This is a genomic window from Massilia sp. 05N420, assembly GCF_056397205.1.
In genome coordinates, this window is the sequence record NZ_JBFTMX010000036.1 from 1 (window position 1) to 18,540 (window position 18,540).

The window sequence follows — 18,540 nt, forward strand, 5'->3', positions numbered from 1 at the left end:
CGCGAAGTCGAGCGCGTCGATTCCGGCTACCGCTCGATGATGAGCGTGCAATCCTCGCTGGTGATGGTGCCGATCTTTGAATTCGGCAATGAAGAGACCAGGCAGAAATACCTGCCGAARCTGGCCACCGGCGAATGGATCGGCTGCTTCGGCCTGACCGAGCCGAACCACGGTTCGGATCCGGCCTCGATGGTCACCCGCGCCCGCAAAGTGGACGGCGGCTACTCGCTGACCGGCTCCAAGATGTGGATCACSAAYTCYCCGGTCGCCGACGTGTTCGTGGTCTGGGCCAAGGACGACGAAGGCGCGATCCGCGGCTTCGTGCTGGAAAAGGGCTGGAAGGGCTTGAGCGCTCCGGCGATCCACGGCAAGTTCGGCCTGCGCTCTTCCGTCACCGGCGAGATCGTCATGGACGAGGTGTTCTGCCCGGAAGAAAACGCCTTCCCGGAAGTGCGCGGCCTGAAGGGKCCGTTCACCTGCCTGAACTCGGCCAGGTACGGCATCGCCTGGGGCGCGCTSGGYGCGGCGGAAGACTGCTGGCACACCGCGCGCCAGTACGTGCTGGACCGCAAGCAGTTCGGYAARCCCYTSGCCGCGAACCAGCTGGTGCAGAAGAAGCTGGCCGACATGCAGACCGAGATCACCCTGGGCCTGCAAGGCTGCCTGCGCCTGGGCCGCATGAAGGACGAGGGCACCGCCGCCGTCGAGATCACCTCGATCATGAAGCGCAAYTCCTGCGGCAAGGCGCTGGACATCGCCCGCGTCGCGCGCGACATGCTGGGCGGTAACGGYATCTCSGACGAGTTCGGCATCATCCGCCACATGGTCAACCTCGAGGTGGTCAACACCTATGAGGGCACGCACGACATCCACGCCCTGATCCTGGGCCGTGCGCAGACCGGCATCGCGGCGTTCTGATGATCGCCTGACCGACAAGAAACCCGCTTCCGAGCGGGTTTTTTTTGGCGCTGTTCGCGCCAAGTGTGGAATCTTTTCTGCAAGCCTGCGGTCCAAAGTCGACCTGAACCGTTGACGGAGGCCCCATGCAAGCACGGCAGTTCGAACAGTTCCTGCAACGCCTGTCCTCTCTAACGCGGCGCCAGCGCGACCGCCTGCTCGACCTGCTGCAATCGGCGGCCGGCCTTGAGCGTGTACTCGAGATCGTCGAACAACCCGCCACGCCACTTTGCTGCCCGCACTGTCAGGCCGACAAACCCTATCGCCACGGCCATGCGCACGGACTGCAGCGCTACCGCTGCCATAGCTGCCGCCGCACCTTCAACCTGCTCAGCGGCACGCCGCTGGCCCGGCTGCGCCACAAGGCGCACTGGCTCGACTCCCGCAGCGTGCGCCGCTCGGCGCGCGAGATCGGCGTGGCGAGCGCGACCAGTTTTCGATGGCGCCACCGTTTCCTGGCCCTGAGCAAGGATGACCGCCCGCAGCGGCTGAGCGGCATTGCGGAAGCCGATGAGATGTATGTGCTCGAATCGCACAAGGGTTCCAGACATCTCGATCGTCCGCCACGAAAGCGCGGCGGCAAGGCGACAAAGCGTGGGATCTCGAATGAACAAGTGTGCATCCTGGTGGCACGCGATCGCAGCGGCCAGACCATCGACGCCGTGACCGGCAAGGGCAGCGTCAGCAAGCGGCAGCTGGTGCAACACCTGGGACCGCGCCTGGCACCCGACGTGCTGCTGGTGACCGACAGCCATGCGGCCTACCCGGCATTCGCGCGGGAGGTCGGGATTTCGCATGAGGCCATCAACGCGAGCGCCGGCGAACGAAAGCGCGGTGCGCTGCACATCCAGAACGTCAACGCCTATCACAGCCGGATGCGCACCTGGCTGCTGCCTTTCCGCGGCGTCGCCAGCCGTTACCTGRACCACTACTTCGGCTGGCGCTGGGCGCTGGATGGGCAGCGCATTRCCAGTCCAGAYGCCTTTTTGAGAGCGGCGCTSGGCAGATTCAACACTTAATGCAGACAGCGCCCTTTTTTACGCCTGCAAACTGCCCACGCCATGTCGTGATCGTTCTATATTGCTATCAATAACAATTGGACAATACCGATCATGAATGCTCCGTCCTCCCTGCGATTGCCCATTGCGCGCCTGTACCAGCCTTCGGTGGAAGTGTCGCCTTTCGTGCGCGGCTTCATCCTGCGCGATACCCGCGGCAGCGCGTTGCAGGGCGAGCAGCTGCTGAACCGCTTTCCCGCCAGCGCCCACTGCGTGATGACCTGGTTCCTGGAGGGCGAGGCCGAGCTGCTGTCGAATGGCGGCGGGCAGCAGGGTCAGCTGATGTCCGGCTGCGTGCTCAGCGGTTGCCAGACCCATCCGGTCGTCTCGCGCAACCGCGGCGATACCTGGGCCTTCATGGCGATGTTCTATCCGGACGCCTTCCAGGCCCTGTTCGGCATCGACCTGGCGCCGCTGCAGGACAGGTTCTTCCCGGCGCACGAAGTACTCCCCGCGCGCGGCCGCGAACTGGCCGACACCGTGTTCGTCGCCGCCTCGACGGCGGCCCGCCAGGCCCTGGTCGAGCGCTGCATCGTCGAGCACACCCGGCACCACAAGCTGCCGGCCTGGCTGCGCATCCGCCGCATGGGCAGCCGCATCACGCTGGGGATGGCCAGCAGCGTGCTCGGGATCGGGCCGCGCCAGCTGCAGCGCCTGGCCCTGCGCGAGCTGGGAACGAACCTGCAGACCCTGAACCGCCTGCGCCGCGGCGAGCGCAGTTTCCTGAGCGCCCAGCGGCGCTACTTTGCCGGCCAGCCGCTGGACCTCGCCAGCCATGCCCAGGAATGCGACTACGCGGACCAGTCGCACATGGCGCGCGAATGCAAGGCGCAGACCGGCCGCAGCCCCGCCCAGCTGGCGCGCGACGTCGCGCACGAAGAAGCCGATTGGGTCTACCGACTGGAGTTTGCCGATGAGTATGCAGATGAGGAAGCAATCCCGCCCGCCCGGTCCGCGTGACCGCGCCTTCGGCCTGGGCCTGCTGGCCGACATGGAAGACGACTACCTCGGCTTCTGGCGCCAGGCCCGGCACCGCTACGGCGACACGGTCTACATGCGCCACGGCTGGCTGCACCACTATGCCTTCATGCACCCGGACCAGGTGCGCGAAGCGCTGGTCGACAAGGCGCGTTCCTTCATCCGCTACGAGCAGCACATCAAGGTCATGCGCCAGCTGCACGGCAGGAGCGTGATGATCACCGAGGGCGAGACCTGGCAGCGCCAGCGCCGCTCCCTGCTGCCGGCCTTCAGCCCGAAGCGCTTCGATGCCTACGCCATCCAGGTGACGGCGGCGGCGGCCGACGCCTTCGACAAGCTGCAAGCCGACGACGGCGCCGCGGTCGATGCCGAGCACACGATGAACATGCTGGCCATGGACATCATCCTGCGCACGATGTTCGGCAGCAGGGTGGAACAGGACACGGCGCGCATCGAACAGGCGATCCGCACGCTGGCGGCGATCGGCTATGCCGAGATGTTCCTGCCCTTCGCGATGCCGGCCTGGGCGCCGCTGCCGCGCCAGGCGCGCAAGCGCAAGGAACTGCGCCTGCTGGACGGCCTGGTGCGTTCGCACATCCGAGCACGCCGCGGCGGCGCCGGCGCCGGCAGGGACGACGACCTGCTCGGCATGCTGCTGGCGGCGCGCGACGAGACAAGCGGCGCACCGCTGCTTGAAGACGAGATCCGCGACCAGCTGATGACGATCTTCCTGGCCGGCCACGAGACCACCGCCACCGCGCTGGCCTGGGCAGCGTGGGCGCTGGCCGCCGATCCGCTCCTGGCCGCGCGCGTGGCTCACGAAGTCGACACGGTGCTCGGTCCGCGGGTGCCGGCGATGGCCGACCTGGCGCGGCTGCCCCTGCTGGCGGCCCTGGTCAAGGAAACCCTGCGCCGCTATCCGCCCGTTCCCGGCGTGCTGATGCGCCGTGCGATCGAGGACGTGTGGATCGGCGGCTGGCTGGTGCCGAAGGGCAGCCTGGTGACGATCCCCTTCTTCGTCGCCCAGGGCGATGCGCGCTGGTTCCCGGAGCCGGAGCGCTTCGATCCGGCACGCTTCGACGCGCAAGCCACGCGCGAGCTGCCGCGTGGCGCCTACATCCCCTTCGGCGCCGGGCCGCGGGTCTGCATCGGCAACGGTTTCGCCTCGATGGAAATGGCGCTGGCCCTGGCGATGCTGGTGCAGCGCTTCACGCTCGCGCCGGCGCCCGGCCAGGCGGTGCCCGAGCCGCGCATGCAGGTGACCCTGCGTCCCGCCGGCGGACTGCGGCTGGTGCTGACGCCGCGCCCGCCCGCCGCGGCTGTCCCGCCGGCAAAGGAGGCCCTTCATGCCTGCCCCTTCCATGCATAGGCCGGCGGAACTGCCGCGCAGGCTGCACCGGATCGCGGCCGCTCTTGTTGCCGCCTACGTGCTGGTGCACCTGGCGAACCACCTCGCCGCGCTGCGCGGCATCGGCGCGCACATCGCCTTCATGCGGGCGGTGCGGCTAGTGAGCCGCGTGCCGGCGATGGAGGCGCTGCTGCTGCTCGGCGTCGCCGTCCAGGCAGGATCGGGGCTGTGGATGCTCGTGCGCCGCGTACGAGGCGGAGCGCCGCGCCGCCCGCTCTTCGAGCGCCTGCAGGCGTGGTCGGGCGCCTACCTGGCCTTCTTCCTGCTGGTGCACGTGGTGTCGGTGCTGTCCGGACGCGCCGTGCTCGGCCTGGACACGAACTTCTACTTTGCCGCGGCCGGCCTGCAGATCCGCCCCTGGCCGCTGTTCTTCGTGCCCTACTACGGCCTGGCAGTGGCGGCGCTGTTCGTCCACCTGGCCTGCGCGCTGCGGCGCCGCCTGCCGGCTCCGATGACGCCGGCCGTGCGCGAGCGCGCCGCCTGGGGAACGATCGCGCTGGGAGCCGTGCTGGCGGTCCTGATCGTGGCGGCCTTCAGCGGCATGTTCTACCCCATCGGCCTGCCGCCCGCCTACCGCGCCACCTTTTCATGAACGGGCAAGAAAAAACCCCGCCGAAGCGGGGTTTTCAAGAGCGGTTCAGCCCGGGAACAAGCGGCTTAGAACTTGTAGCCGACCGACAGGATGTACGAGTCCGGATCCAGCTTCATGTGCTGCTCCTGATTCGTCGAGAAATGCACATCGGTGTTCAGCTTGGTCTTGATGAAGGCCGCGTTGGCGAACCACTTTTCGTTGATGTTGAACTGCAGGCCGACCTGACCCGAATAGGTCCACTTGTTATCGATGCGGAAGGTGGTCGCGGTGCCGCCGCCCGGGTTGGTCAGGGCGGTCATCGCGAACGAGCCGGTTTCCTTCTGGAACATCGCATAGGTCACGCCCAGGCCGACGAAGGGACGAATCATCGCGTTCGGCGAGAAGAAGCGGTATTGCAGCAGGGCGATCGCCGGCAGGGCCTCGACGGTGCCCAGCTGGCCGGTGCCGGTGATGGAGCCGGCGCCGTACAGCTTGTGCTTGTACGGGGTGCCGATCGCGGTCTCGACCGAGATGTTGTCGGTCAGGCCGTAGGTGATGACGGCTACCGGCTGGGTGTCCTTGCTGACGYCGCCCAGCGAGTTCGGCAGTGCCGGCGCCGAGATCGCGCCGCTGGTCACGTGCGGTTTCAGCATGTTGGCGCCCACCGACACGGTGAACTGGCCCGCCGACTGCGCCGAAGCACCGGTCGCGGCGGCCAGCGCGCCCGCGGCCACCAGCAGTTTCACGAAATTGATACGTGCATTCATGAGTTTTCCTTGTTCTTATCCGTGAAAATTACAGCCAGCCCTTGACGGTCATCTGCTCCAGCACATAACGCGCGATCAGCGAGTACTCGAACGGGGTCGGGTGCACGGAGTCGGCGAACATGTAGTGGCTGACGTCGCCAGCGATCAGATTGTTCTTGTTGCAGACCAGGGAGGAACCCAGCGGATTCTTGGCGGCGCTCAGGTCGCAGGCCGGGGTCGAGGTGTTGGTCAGGCCGTAGGGCGTCGGATTGACGGACTGGTCACGGCTGATGGCGGCCAGGTCGACGTACAGCACCTTGGCGTCACCGCCGACGGCAGCTTTCAGCTGGTCGTTGAAGGCGGCAACCATGGCCTGGATCAGCTTCTGGGTATCGGCCGACTGCGCCTTCGCCGACGGCGAGATCGACACGTCCGGCAGGTTGTTCACGACCACATAGCCGGCGCCGTTGGCCACGATCTGGGTCTTGACCAGTGCACCCAGTTCGGCGCCGGCGGTACCCAGGGCCTTGACCAGGTCCGGGCCGTGGGCGGCCGAGTACGCCAGGCCGGCGGCTTGCGCGTCGGCGCCTGCCTTGTTGCCGATGGCGGTGGCGTTGGCGAGGGCGGCGGTGTTGCCGTTCTGGGCGGCGGCGGTGATCGCGGCCGTGATGATGGCCGGGGCGGCGCTGCCCTTGGCGGCTTCGGCCTGGATCGCTGCGCCGATCGCGGCGGCGCCGGTGGCCGGGTTGGCGGTGCCCGGAGCCAGCTGGGCCACCAGGCTCTGCGCCAGGGCCTGGCCGCCGGCGGCGGTGGCGCCGGCCGACAGTTCGCCGAGCTGTTCCAGCACGTCGTTGCCGCCTGCCATGACGATGACCAGTTCATCGCCCTTGAACTTGCCGCCGACCTTCTTCAGGTGGTTGGCGATCTGGGTGACGACCGGCACGGTCATCTGGCCCAGCGAGATCGCGCCCGGCTTGTCGAGCGCCTTGTTGCCCGGGCCGATCGGGTTGGTCACGCGGGCGCCGCCCTGGGCGTAGTTGAAGCATTCCGGATGGTCGGTGACCGGCACCGAGAAGCCTGCGGATGCGGTGCCCTGCAGGCCGGTCTGGGCCGCGCACGGGACCGGCAGGCCGAGCTGGGCTGCCATCAGTTGGGTGTAGTTCTTGCCGGTCAGTTCAGGGCTGACCGAGGTGTTGTTGCCGTTGATCGTGTACTGGCCGCCGCCCAGCGCTGCCACGCCGCCGACGGCATAGGTGCCGACGTCGGAAAGGCTGTCGCCGAAGGTGATCTGGTTGCTGAATTTGGTCTTGGGCGTCTGGTCGCCGCCGCGAGGGCCGTTACCACCGCAGGCGGTCAGAACGGCCGCGGTCAGCAGCGCGAGCGCGAAAGAGGTCTTACGCATTGTGTCTCCTAGATGAGTTTTTCTTTGCTTTTGAAACGAACGCCCGTGCTATTCGTATCCCAACTAATATGCCAGTGTTCGCACTAGTTGTATAGCGGAAAAGGCTTTGAGGCCGTTTCTCGACAACAATATTTACAACAGTGTGCTGATGAAGCCGGTGGGCGCTGGCGATTATAGCAACGCCACCGGGCTTGTCCTATGTAAAGAAGTGTATTCGAATCAAGCCTTAGCGAGACAGTACCGACTGGAAATAATCGCGGGTCGCCGCCATGCAGAAAGGAGCGACCAGGCCGGCGTGATAGCTGGACGCGACGGCGGCGTCGCCGTTGGCGGCGCGCAGGATGGTCCTGGCCGTCACGAAGCCGGCCTTGGCCGAACGGTAGGGGTCGTTCAGGCTGGGCGTGTCGTCGATGTCGAGCTCGGTAATGGCCGCGCCGCGGGCACGGAAATAGGCGGCCGTCGCGGTCGTGTTGAAGTACGGCACGGTCGGATCGTCATGGCCGCCGCACAGCAGGGTCGGCGCAACCGGCAGGTAGCTGCGCAGGTCGTTCCTTACCAGCCATTTGCGCAGATTGTGTGCGGGCGCGCAGCCCAGGGGCGCGGCCGCGCTCTGGTCGCAGGGGTGGGCCGCCATGTCCGCCAGGTAGGCGGCGCGGTAATCGCTGCGGACCAGGTTGTTGGCGCCAAAATACTGGGTAGAGCCCGCCGCCTGTGGCATTGAGTCGGCCGCGAACAGCGCCGTCGCGGGCAGCTTGCCCTGACTGACCAGCTCGCTGCTGCCCAGGGTGCCCGGCACCAGGTCGACGATGGTGGCGGTGTACTGCGCCTCGTAGACCTCGGCGGGCGTGCGGTAGATCGCCGCGCTGGCGTGCTGGGCCGCGTTGATGATGGTCGGCACGATCACGGTCGCGCCATCGCGCGGCGCGCCGCCGAACAGGTCGTCGCCGAAACGGGCGATCGCATACGGCCCCGACATGCCGGCCGCGGCGGTGAGCGTGAACTCGGCGTTGCCCAGTTCCTGCATCGCGCGCTGGGTGGCCAGCGCCACGAAGCCGCCCTGCGAATAGCCGGTGACCATCAGCTTGCCGGAATCGCGCACGCCAATGGCGCCGAAGCTGCTGCGCGCCGCGCGCAGGGCATCGATCATGTCGGCCGATTCCTGCACCCGGTCGAGGTAGGGGTGATAGCCCAGCGAGGAGCCGCCATAGCCGGCGTAGTTGGGCGCCACCACGATGAAGCCCTGGGCCGCGAACACGGCGGCGGCCAGGCGCGCTTCCGTGTTGTTGGCGATATCGGCCATGTCATAGGACTTCTGCAGCGAGGTGCCGTGGGCGTACAGCAGCACCGGCCGCGAATTGCTGCAGGAATTGCCGCCGCCGGAAGGCACGAAGATGGCCGCGCTGGCATCGGTCGCCTCGCCGGCGCCGCCGATGGTGTTGTAGTGCACGCGGTAGACCGAGACCGAACACTGGGGCTGGCCGGCCACCGCCAGGGTGCCGGTCTGGGCCGATTCCAGGAAGCCGGCCAGCACCGACGGCGACAGGGTGGTCAGGCTGGCGCCGCCGACACTCACGGCGACCGAGGAAGCCTGGCCGACCAGGCTGCCGCGGATGGGCGCGGGCAGCGGATCGGGATTGGCGACGCCGGCCGGGGTGCCGCCGGTGGTGGTGCCGCCGCTGCAAGCGGCAAGCAGGATGCCCAGGCCGAGGCTGAGGCCCAGGGTAGGGAGCGAACGCATGGGGATGTCCTTCTGACAAAACGAGGCTTCTAAACACGTCGTCCCCGCGCAGGCGGGGACCCAAGTTCTGTTTGCGTCTCGATAGCGCGAGCAAACTTGGATCCCCGCCTGCGCGGGGACGACGTTGGAATGGCGCGGGTCGCGCGTCACTCAATTTCCCACAAGCATGCCTTCTACATGCCCGTTTGAGAAGTCTTCGTTTGTATCAGAGCTCGGTAGTGTTGTTTATCAGTCCGTGCACGATCCCGGTCGACCCGTGCGCGGCGCGGCGCAGGCGGTCGTTGACGCCCAGCCAGGCGCCATCCTGGGGCGGGGCCTCGACCAGGATCAGGTCGGCGCCGGCGCCGTCCATCGCGCGCAGCGCCGCGTACAAGGCATGCGCGAACCCGTCCGGCGTGGCCGGCAGGGCGATCTCGGCGTGCACCGGCGGCAGCGGAGAATAGTGGATCAGCGCGACCTTGCGGCCGGCGGCATGCAGGCGCTCCAGGGTGGCGGCCAGGGTGGCCGTGTCCTGCATTGCCACCGGCGTGTGCGGCGCGTAGTGCGATTCTAGTGTGCCGGATGCGCGCGGGGCCGCGGGGTCTGCCCCGGGGGCGTCCGGGCGGGCCGGCAGCCGGTCGATCACCGCGGCAACGGCCTCGGCCGAGATGTGGCCGGGGCGCAGCAGCACCGGGCCATGGGTCCGCAGGCGCGACAGGTCGACGATGGTCGATTCGATCCCGACCTCGCTCTGGCCGCCGTCCAGCACCGCGGCAATGCGTTCGTCGTTGCCGAATTCATCGCGCACGTGCTGGGCGGTGGTCGGACTGACGTGGCCGAACTTGTTGGCCGACGGCGCCGCCACGCCTCCCCTGCCGCCCTTGAAGGCCTGCAGCAGGCGGATCGCCACCGGGTGCGATGGGCAGCGGATGCCGACCGTGTCCTGGCCGCCGGAGACGGCATCGGGAATGTTCGGCGCGCGCTTGAGGATCATGGTCAGCGGGCCGGGCCAGAAGGCCTCGGCCAGCTGATACGCCTCGGAAGGGATGTCGGCGCACCAGTAATCGAGGGCGGCGCCGGGCGCCACGTGGACGATCACCGGATGATCCTGCGGGCGGCCCTTGGCGGCATAGATGGCGGCGACGGCCGCCGGATTCTCGGCGTCGGCGCCCAGGCCGTACACGGTCTCGGTCGGGAAGGCGACCAGCTTGCCGGCTTCGAGCGCGCGTGCGCCCGCGTCGATCCCGGCCTGACCGGCTTCCGCCGACTGCTGAAGCTCACTCACGGCGCGATCCCCAGGATGGCGCAGGCGGCTTCGAACTGGCGCTGCGCTTCAAGCAGGGTCGGCGCGACGAAGGTCACGTGGCCCATCTTGCGGCCGCGGCGCGGATCGTCCTTGCCGTACAGGTGCAGGTTGGCGCCCGGCAGGGCCAGCACCCGGTCCCAGGCCGGCTCGCGAGGCGTCGTGCTGTCGCCGTCGAACCAGACGTCGCCCAGGATATTCAGCATCACACTGGGGGAATGCTGGCGCACGTCGCCCAGCGGCAGGCGCGCCATCGCCCTCACCTGCTGCGCGAACTGGCTGGTCACGCAGGCGTCGATGGTGTAGTGGCCGCTGTTGTGCGGACGCGGCGCCATCTCGTTGACGACCAGCGAACCATCCGCCAGCACGAAGAACTCGATGCACAGCACGCCGACGTAACCGAGTTCGGCGACGATCGCGCGCGCCGCATCCTGCGCCTTGCGCGCGCACTCGGGCGACACGTTCGGGCCCGGCACGGTGGTGGTGAACAGGATGCCGTCGCGGTGCACGTTCTCGGCGATCGGATACACGACCGAGGCGCCGTCATGGCCGCGCGCGGTCAGCACCGATACCTCGTAGGCCAGCGGCAGCATCTTCTCCAGCAGGCAGGTCACCTTGCCCATGGACTCCCATGCGGCGCGCACGTCCTCGCGCGACCGCACGCGCACCTGGCCCTTGCCGTCATAGCCCATGCGCACCGTTTTCAGGATGCCGGGCAGCAGCTCATCGGCAACATCAGCGGCGATGGCGTCGACGTCTTCCGCCGATGTGATCACCTTGTGCGGCGCCGGCATCACGCCGGATTTGTCCGCGCAGGCCACGAAGAAGGACTTCTCGGCGATGCGGTCCTGGGCCACCGACACGCCATGGGCGTTCGGTGCCACGAAGACCTGTTGCGCCAGCCGCGAGAGGCTGTCGGCCGGCACGTTCTCGAATTCGGTGGTCACCGCTGCGCATTGGGCGGCCAGCGCGTCCAGGCCGGCGGCATCCGTATAAGCGGCTTCGACCAGATGCTCGGCCACCTGCCCGGCCGGGCAATCGGCCGACGGTTCCAGCACGGCCACCTTGTAGCCCATGGCTTGCGCCGCCTGGGCGAACATGCGGCCCAGCTGGCCGCCGCCCATCACGCCCAGCCAGGTGGACGGGTTGGCGGCGGGCAGAAACGGTTTCACAGACTGATCACTCATCACTCATCACTTATGACACTTATGATTCAAGCGGAAGGGTCATGGCCTTGGCGGCGGCGGTCTGCTTCGCGCGGAAGTCTTCCAGCTGCGCGGCCAGCGCGTCATCGGTGGCGGCCAGCATCGCGACCGCGGTCAGGGCCGCGTTGGCGGCGCCGGCCTCGCCGATGGCGAAGGTCGACACCGGCACGCCTTTCGGCATCTGCACGATCGACAGCAGGGAGTCCTCGCCGCGCAGGTAGCGCGAGGGCACCGGCACGCCCAGCACCGGCACGATGGTCTTGGCGGCCACCATGCCCGGCAGGTGGGCGGCGCCACCGGCGCCGGCGATGATGGCGCGCAAGCCGCGGCCACGCGCGCTGGTCGCATAGGCGAACATCTCGTCCGGCATGCGGTGGGCCGAGATCACCTGGGCTTCATGCGGCACGCCGAACTGCTTGAGGATGGCGACCGCATGCTGCATCACGTCCCAATCGGAATTGGAACCCATGATCACGCCAACTACGGGGTTCAATGCCGGTTTCTGATTCTGATCGGCCATCTCAGACCTTCAGCTTCTCGCCGGTCAGGCGTTCGATGGCTTCGAAATACTTGGCCTGGGTCTTCTCGATGACGTCCTGCGGCAGCTTTGGTGCCGGCGGGGTTTTTTGCCAATCGGTCAAAGTTTCGAGGTAGTCGCGCACGAACTGCTTGTCGAAGGACGGCGGCGACATGTCCGGCGCATAGGAATCGGCCGGCCAGAAGCGCGAGGAATCGGCGGTCAGGACTTCGTCCATCAGGTGCAGCACGCCGTTGTCGTCGAGGCCGAATTCGAACTTGGTGTCGGCGATGATGATGCCGCGCGTGGCCGCGTAGTCGGCGGCGGTCTTGTACAGCTGGATGCTGACGTCGCGGATCTTGTTGGCCAGCTCGCTGCCGATGCGCTGTTCCATGTCGGCGAAGCTGATGTTCTCGTCGTGCTCGCCCAGGTCGGCCTTGGCGGCCGGGGTGAACAGCGGCTCGGGCAGCTTGTCGGCCTGGCGCAGGCCGCTAGGGAGCTGGATGCCGCAGATGGCGCCGCTGGCCTGGTAGTCCTTCCAGCCGGAACCGATGATGTAGCCGCGCACGACGGCCTCGACCAGGATCGGCTTCAGGCGCTTGGCGACCACGGCGCGCCCCTTGACCTGATCCACTTCCTCAGGCGCCACCACGGATTCCGGCGCCACGCCGGTCAGGTGGTTCGGCACGATGTGACCGAGTTTCTCGAACCAGAAATCGCTCATCTGGTTCAGCACCATGCCCTTGCCCGGGATCGGTTCGTTCATCACGACGTCGAAGGCGGACAGGCGGTCGGTGGTGACGATCAGGATCTTGTCGTCGCCGACGGCATAGTTGTCGCGGACCTTGCCGCGGCCGAGCAGTGGCAGGGAGGAAATAGTGGCTTGGTAGAGGCTTTTCATAGAAGGGGTATCTTGATAAAGCGAAACCGGCGGAGGATCCGCCGGTGGGGAGTGCGACATTTTACGTCATTTTTGACGCGCTGCCGCATCGGGCTGTCATTCCCGCTATCCCGTCGTTCCCGCGCAGGCGGGAACCCAAGTTCGCAGCTCGGCCACGTAAACTTGGCCCCCCGCCTGCGCGGGGGCGACGTTTTAGCGCAGCGGGTTCGCTGTTACTGCGCGTTCTGCTACTTACTGCACGATCTGCGACAACTCGCCAGCCTTGTAACGCTCAGCCATCTTCTCGAGCGGAATCGGCTTGATCTTCGCAGCCATGCCTTCGCAGCCGAAGGAGATGTAGCGGGCCTTGCAGATCTGGGTGGCGGCTTCGCGGGCCGGCTTCAGGTAGTCGCGCGGGTCGAACTTCGACGGATTCTCGAACAGGTACTTGCGGATCGCGGCCGTCATCGCCAGGCGGATGTCGGTGTCGATGTTGATCTTGCGGACGCCGTGCTTGATGCCTTCCTGGATCTCTTCGACCGGCACGCCATAGGTTTCCTTCATGTCGCCGCCGAATTCGCGGATGATCGCCAGCAGTTCCTGCGGCACCGACGACGAACCGTGCATCACCAGGTGGGTATTCGGGATGCGGGCGTGGATTTCCTTGATGCGGTCGATGGCCAGGATGTCGCCGGTCGGCTTGCGGGTGAACTTGTAGGCGCCGTGCGAGGTGCCGATCGCGATCGCCAGCGCGTCGCACTGGGTCCTGGCGACGAAGTCGGCGGCTTGCGCGACGTCGGTCAGCAGCTCTTCGCGGGTCATGGTGCGGTCCGCGCCGTGGCCGTCTTCCTTGTCGCCCTTCATGGTTTCCAGCGAACCGAGCACGCCCAGTTCGGCTTCGACGGTCACGCCGATCGAGTGCGCGAACTTGACGACTTCCTTCGAGACTTCGACGTTGTACTCATAGGAGGCGACCGACTTGCCGTCGGCTTCCAGCGAGCCGTCCATCATGACGGAGGTGAAGCCCGAACGGATCGCGGCCATGCACACGGCCGGCGACTGGCCGTGGTCCTGGTGCATCACGACCGGGATGTGCGGATAGGCCTCGACGGCGGCGTCGATCAGGTGGCGCAGGAAGGCTTCGCCGGCATATTTGCGGGCGCCGGCCGAAGCCTGCATGATCACCGGGCTGCCGGTCTGATCGGCCGCGGCCATGATGGCTTGGACCTGCTCCAGGTTGTTGACGTTAAAAGCCGGCAGGCCGTAGCCGTGTTCGGCGGCGTGGTCCAGCAGTTGACGCATTGATACGAGTGCCATGGTTTTGCTCCAAACAATAAAAAAACCTGTTGGAACCTCGTCCGTCAGTGTTGCCCGCGCCCCCGTCGCCCCCGCGAAGGCGGGGGTCCAAGTTTGCGTGCATATCGTCAGCTCATGCAAACTTGGGTTCCCGCCTCCGCGGGAACGACGTTGGTCGCGGCAACGACGTTTAACTTACGAGGATTCCTTCAAAAAATTCTCAGCATCGCCAACACGCACGATCTTGAGCGCATTGGTGCCGCCGGCCTGCCCCATCGGCGAACCCCAGGTCACAACGATCAGGTCGCCCTTGCGTACGACGCCTTCGCGCATGAGGAGTTCCTCGGCCTTGCGCAGCACGGCGTGGCTGCCGCCTTCCTGCATCAGGTGGAAGGAACGCACGTTGCGGTACAGCGAAGCCTTGCGCTGGGTCGTCTGCGACGGGGTCAGCGCGAAGATCGGGGTGTCGATCGAGTGGCGCGACATCCACAGCGCGGTCGAGCCCGATTCGGTCAGCGCCACGATCGCCTTCACGCGCAGGTGGTGGGCGGTGAACAGGGTGCCGTAGGCGATCGACTGGTCGATGCGGGTGAACTGCACGTTCAGGAAGTCGGCTTCCAGCTTGTTGTATTCGGACTGCTCGGCTTCCACGCAGATCGCCGACATCATTTCGACGGTCTCGATCGGATACTTGCCCGATGCGGTCTCGGCCGATGTCATCACGGCGTCGGTGCCGTCCAGCACGGCGTTGGCCACGTCCGACACTTCGGCGCGGGTCGGGACGGCGTTGACGATCATCGACTCCATCATCTGGGTCGCGGTGATCGCGAGCTTGTTCGATTCGCGCGCCATGCGGATCATGCGCTTCTGCAGCGCCGGCACGGCCGCGTTGCCGACTTCGACCGCCAGGTCGCCGCGGGCGACCATGATGCCGTCGGAGGCGTCCAGGATTTCCTGCAGCACCGGAATCGCTTCGGCGCGCTCGATCTTGGCGATCATCATCGGCTTGTGGCCGAAAGGCTCGCCGGCGATGTTGGCCAGCTGGCGCGCCATTTCCATGTCGGTGGCGCTCTTCGGGAAGGAGATGGCGAGGTAGTCGGCCTGGAAGCTCATCGCGGTCTTGATGTCTTCCATGTCCTTCGAAGTCAGGGCCGGCGCGGTCAGGCCGCCGCCCTGGCGGTTGATGCCCTTGTTGTTCGACAGCTCGCCGCCGACCTTGGTCGTGGTGTAGATCTCGTTGCCGACGACCTTGTCGACCACCAGCACGATCAGGCCGTCGTTCAGCAGCAGCTTGTCGCCCGGCTTGACGTCGCGCGGCAGGGCCTTGTAGTCGAGGCCGACGCGTTCCTGGTTGCCCAGCTCGCCGTTCTCGCCCCATTTGGCGTCCAGGATGAAGGGATCGCCATTGTTCAGGAAAATCTTGCCTTGCTCAAATTTACCGACACGGATCTTCGGGCCCTGCATGTCGGCCATGATGGCCACTTCGCGGCCGCACTCGGCGGCGGCGCGGCGTACCAGGGCAGCGCGATCGATGTGGTCCTGCGCCCGGCCATGCGAGAAGTTCAGGCGTACGACGTCGACGCCGGCGCGGATCATCTTGACGAGAATGTCGAAATCGGTCGACGCAGGGCCGATGGTTGCTACGATCTTGGTGCCACGGTACATGGTTATCCTTCAATGAAAAGCGCAGCCTTGGGCTGCGCTAGGGTCTCACTCAGCTTCTACTTGGCGCTGCGTTGCAGCAGGATCTCCACTGCCGGAAGCGTTTTCCCTTCGAGGAACTCGAGGAAAGCGCCGCCGCCGGTCGAGATGTAGCCGATCTGGTCGGCGATATTGTATTTTGCGATGGCAGCCAGGGTGTCGCCGCCGCCGGCGATCGAGAAGCCCTTCGACTGCGCGATGGCGGTCGCCAGGGTCTTCGTGCCTTCGGCGAACTGGTCGAACTCGAACACGCCGACCGGGCCGTTCCAGACGATGGTGCCGGCCTTGGCGATCTGCTGGGCCAGGGCAGCGGCCGTCTTCGGGCCGATGTCCAGGATCATGTCGTCGTCGGCCACGTCCTTGACGTCCTTGACGGTGGCGGCGGCGGTCGGCGAGAACTCCTTCGCGCACACCACGTCCACCGGGATCGGCACGGTGGCGCCGCGCGCGGCCATCTTGTCGATGATGGTCTTCGCTTCACCCACCAGGTCGGCTTCCATCAGCGATTTGCCGACGTTCAGGCCGACGGCCTTCATGAAGGTGTTGGCGATGCCGCCGCCGACGATCAGGTTGTCGACCTTGTCGGCCAGGCTCTGCAGGATGGTCAGCTTGCTCGAGACCTTGGAGCCGGCGACGATGGCCAGCAGCGGACGCTGGGGTGCATGCAGGGCTTTACCGAGCGCATCCAGTTCGGCGGCCAGCAGCGGGCCGGCGGCCACCACGGGCGCGAATTTCGCGATGCCGTGGGTGGTCGCTTCGGCGCGGTGGGCAGTGCCGAAGGCGTCGTTGACGTAGACGTCGCACAGCTTGGCCATCTTCTGGGCCAGCGCGTCGTCGTTTTTCTTTTCGCCCTTGTTGACGCGGCAGTTTTCCAGCAGCACGACCTGGCCTGGAGCAACATCCACGCCATCGACCCAGTTCTGCTTCAGCTCGACCGGCTGGCCCAGCAGCTCGGACAGGCGTTTGGCGACCGGCGCCAGGCTGTCTTCCGGCTTGAACTCACCCTCGGTCGGACGGCCCAGGTGGGAAGTCACCATCACGGCCGCGCCTGCCTGCAGGGCATCGCGGATCGCGGGCACGGAAGCGCGCACGCGGGTATCTTCGGTGATGTTGCCGGCATCGTCCTGGGGAACGTTCAGGTCGGCGCGAATGAAGACGCGTTTACCTTTCAGCGCGCCCTGGTCGATCAGGTCTTGCAAGCGGGTGAAATTGAGGACAGCCATGTCAGCGTGGATCCGGTAGAGATTAGTGGAAAAAACGTTATTCTACCTTAGGCGTTGTTGCCGAAAACATGAAACACACGCAACAGTGTCAGTACCAGCATACCGAACACGATGGTCTGCAGCATGGCCCGCCGCCACAGGTAAAACGCGAGGGCGGCCACGCCGGCCAGCAGCTTCGGATTGGCCAGCGCCAGTTGCAGCTCGCCCTGCGGGCCCAGCACCATGTCCGGGAAGACGATGGCGGCCAGGGCGCAGGCCGGCGCATAGCGCAGCATCTCCTGAACCCGCGGCGGGATCGTCACCTTGTGGCCGACCAGCCAGAAGGTGCTGCGGGTGCAGGCCGTGGCCACGCCCAGCACCAGGATGATGATCCAGATCTCCCAGTCAGCCATGGCGCACCCGGCGTTTCTGCACGGTCTCCTCGAAGACCATCGCGGTGACCATGCCGGCCAGCACCGCCGCCAGCAGGCCCAGCTTGTACGGCAGGCCGTGCGCCAGCACCGCCGTGACGCCGGCCACCAGCACGCCGCACAGGGCCGCGCTGTTGATGATCAGGGGCACCATGATGCACAGGATGGCCAGGGTGCCGGCAAAGCCGAGCTGCCATTCGGTCGGCACGGCGCTGCCGAGGAAGATGCCGATCAGGGAGCCGATCTGCCAGGCGACCCAGTTCGGGTACATCAGCCCCTTCAGGAAGGCCAGCTTGCCGGGCTCGGGCTTCGAGGTCGGATAGCGCTGCAGGAACAGGGCGATCGAGACGTCGCCGGAGATATAGCCGAGATAGAAACGCTGCCACAGCGGCAGGTGGGAGAAATGCGGCCCCAGCAGGGCGGAAAAGATCACGAAGCGCAGGTTGACGACCAGGGCCGTCAGGAAGATCACCCAGACCGGGGCGCCGGCGGCGATCAGCGGCAGCGAGGCCAGCTGGGCGGAACCTGCGAACGCGACCAGGGTCATGCCGCTGGCCTGGGCCACGGTGAGGCCGCTCTTGACCATCGCGACACCGACCACCATGCCCCAGGCACCGATGCCGAACAGGGTAGGAAAACCGGTCTGGAAACCTTCGCGCCAGCCGCGCGCCTCCGCCTGCGGGTCCAGCACCTGCGAGTCCGGCTGCAACTGGTTCATGTCGCGTTCCTGCAACATTCAAGGGGAACCAGCAGCGCGGCGGACGGGTGGCGTTCGAGCATGGAACGGGATCGGTGATAGTGCGAGAGAATTTCCTGGAAGGAAAACTACTCGACAGTAATCGGCCCGCTATTCTACCGGACCATTCCGGCAATCAGTGCGAATCCGTTAAAATCATGGCTTCGAATATTTCGCAATGACGGAGAAGTCAAAACATGAACGAGAAGACCATTCCTGTGGTGGAACTGGAAGCCAAGGACCTGCCGGCCTACTGCCCGAACCCGGCGATGCCGTTGTGGTCGTCCCACCCGCGCGTCTTCCTGGATTTCGATCATCACGGCCACGCCAAGTGCCCCTACTGCGGCACCCAGTACCAGCTGAAGCCGGGCACCGTACTGTCGCACCACTGATCGACACTACTTTAGCCCCGTCCTGGCCGTGAGCCGCTAC

18 protein-coding genes are annotated in these 18,540 nt (G+C 66.4%); 6 read left to right on the forward strand and 12 right to left on the reverse strand.

Annotation, left to right across the window (positions count from 1 at the left end; genetic code table 11):
• From AC1DIX_RS20450 to AC1DIX_RS20470, 5 genes are all read left to right on the forward strand, one after another.
• Positions 1-918: acyl-CoA dehydrogenase family protein (locus AC1DIX_RS20450; protein ID WP_477326933.1), on the forward strand; the 918-nt coding region annotated here is incomplete at its 5' end.
• Between the two features lie 125 nt (positions 919-1,043).
• On the forward strand, positions 1,044-1,976 hold the full coding sequence (locus AC1DIX_RS20455) for an IS1595 family transposase (protein ID WP_477326935.1): 933 nt from the start codon (positions 1,044-1,046) through the stop codon (positions 1,974-1,976).
• A gap of 93 nt (positions 1,977-2,069) precedes the next feature.
• Entirely contained in the window at positions 2,070-2,975 is a 906-nt protein-coding gene (locus tag AC1DIX_RS20460; RefSeq protein ID WP_477326937.1) for a helix-turn-helix domain-containing protein, read from the forward strand.
• Positions 2,941-4,362: a cytochrome P450 gene (locus AC1DIX_RS20465; protein ID WP_477326939.1), complete on the forward strand. Its 1,422-nt coding sequence runs from the start codon at positions 2,941-2,943 to the stop codon at positions 4,360-4,362. The genes AC1DIX_RS20460 and AC1DIX_RS20465 overlap by 35 nt, the downstream gene beginning before the upstream one ends.
• Positions 4,340-4,993 carry a hypothetical protein gene (locus tag AC1DIX_RS20470; protein WP_477326941.1) on the forward strand — a complete coding sequence of 218 codons (654 nt, stop codon included), beginning with the start codon at positions 4,340-4,342 and terminating at the stop codon, positions 4,991-4,993. Before AC1DIX_RS20465 ends, AC1DIX_RS20470 begins: the two co-directional genes overlap by 23 nt.
• Before the next feature lie 65 nt (positions 4,994-5,058).
• Here AC1DIX_RS20470 and AC1DIX_RS20475 read toward each other — a convergent pair whose 3' ends face one another.
• The 12 genes from AC1DIX_RS20475 to AC1DIX_RS20530 form a co-directional block, all read right to left on the reverse strand.
• Entirely contained in the window at positions 5,059-5,739 is a 681-nt protein-coding gene (locus tag AC1DIX_RS20475; protein WP_477326943.1) for an OmpW/AlkL family protein, read from the reverse strand.
• 28 nt (positions 5,740-5,767) lie between these two features.
• A complete protein-coding gene (locus AC1DIX_RS20480) occupies positions 5,768-7,120 on the reverse strand; it encodes an SGNH/GDSL hydrolase family protein (protein WP_477326945.1) in 1,353 nt (450 codons plus the stop codon).
• Positions 7,121-7,346: 226 nt separating this feature from the next.
• Positions 7,347-8,858 (reverse strand): alpha/beta hydrolase family protein, encoded by a 1,512-nt coding sequence (locus AC1DIX_RS20485; RefSeq protein ID WP_477326947.1) that lies wholly within the window; start codon positions 8,856-8,858, stop codon positions 7,347-7,349.
• Between the two features lie 205 nt (positions 8,859-9,063).
• Entirely contained in the window at positions 9,064-10,122 is a 1,059-nt protein-coding gene (locus AC1DIX_RS20490) for an L-threonylcarbamoyladenylate synthase (RefSeq protein WP_477326949.1), read from the reverse strand.
• On the reverse strand, positions 10,119-11,327 hold the full coding sequence (locus AC1DIX_RS20495) for a 5-(carboxyamino)imidazole ribonucleotide synthase (protein WP_442124292.1): 1,209 nt from the start codon (positions 11,325-11,327) through the stop codon (positions 10,119-10,121). Before AC1DIX_RS20495 ends, AC1DIX_RS20490 begins: the two co-directional genes overlap by 4 nt.
• A 19-nt stretch (positions 11,328-11,346) precedes the next feature.
• Positions 11,347-11,865, reverse strand: coding sequence for a 5-(carboxyamino)imidazole ribonucleotide mutase (gene purE / locus AC1DIX_RS20500; protein ID WP_477326951.1), 519 nt, complete (start codon positions 11,863-11,865; stop codon positions 11,347-11,349).
• Between the two features lies 1 nt (position 11,866).
• A complete protein-coding gene (locus tag AC1DIX_RS20505; RefSeq protein ID WP_477254024.1) occupies positions 11,867-12,763 on the reverse strand; it encodes a phosphoribosylaminoimidazolesuccinocarboxamide synthase in 897 nt (298 codons plus the stop codon).
• A gap of 231 nt (positions 12,764-12,994) precedes the next feature.
• The gene (fba, locus tag AC1DIX_RS20510) at positions 12,995-14,059 is read right to left on the reverse strand and encodes a class II fructose-bisphosphate aldolase (protein WP_442124289.1); all 1,065 of its coding nucleotides are present in this window, start codon (positions 14,057-14,059) and stop codon (positions 12,995-12,997) included.
• Between the two features lie 174 nt (positions 14,060-14,233).
• Positions 14,234-15,703 (reverse strand): pyruvate kinase, encoded by a 1,470-nt coding sequence (gene pyk, locus AC1DIX_RS20515; RefSeq protein ID WP_477326953.1) that lies wholly within the window; start codon positions 15,701-15,703, stop codon positions 14,234-14,236.
• 56 nt (positions 15,704-15,759) lie between these two features.
• On the reverse strand, positions 15,760-16,962 hold the full coding sequence (locus AC1DIX_RS20520; protein ID WP_442124287.1) for a phosphoglycerate kinase: 1,203 nt from the start codon (positions 16,960-16,962) through the stop codon (positions 15,760-15,762).
• Between the two features lie 47 nt (positions 16,963-17,009).
• Complete coding sequence (locus tag AC1DIX_RS20525; protein ID WP_477326955.1) at positions 17,010-17,354, reverse strand: AzlD domain-containing protein; 345 nt, start codon at positions 17,352-17,354, stop codon at positions 17,010-17,012.
• A complete protein-coding gene (locus AC1DIX_RS20530; RefSeq protein WP_477326957.1) occupies positions 17,347-18,090 on the reverse strand; it encodes an AzlC family ABC transporter permease in 744 nt (247 codons plus the stop codon). The genes AC1DIX_RS20525 and AC1DIX_RS20530 overlap by 8 nt, the downstream gene beginning before the upstream one ends.
• A gap of 215 nt (positions 18,091-18,305) precedes the next feature.
• Between AC1DIX_RS20530 and AC1DIX_RS20535 the strand changes: the two genes are divergently transcribed.
• Complete coding sequence (locus tag AC1DIX_RS20535; RefSeq protein ID WP_052234051.1) at positions 18,306-18,500, forward strand: zinc-finger domain-containing protein; 195 nt, start codon at positions 18,306-18,308, stop codon at positions 18,498-18,500.
• The last annotated feature ends 40 nt before the right edge of the window (positions 18,501-18,540 follow it).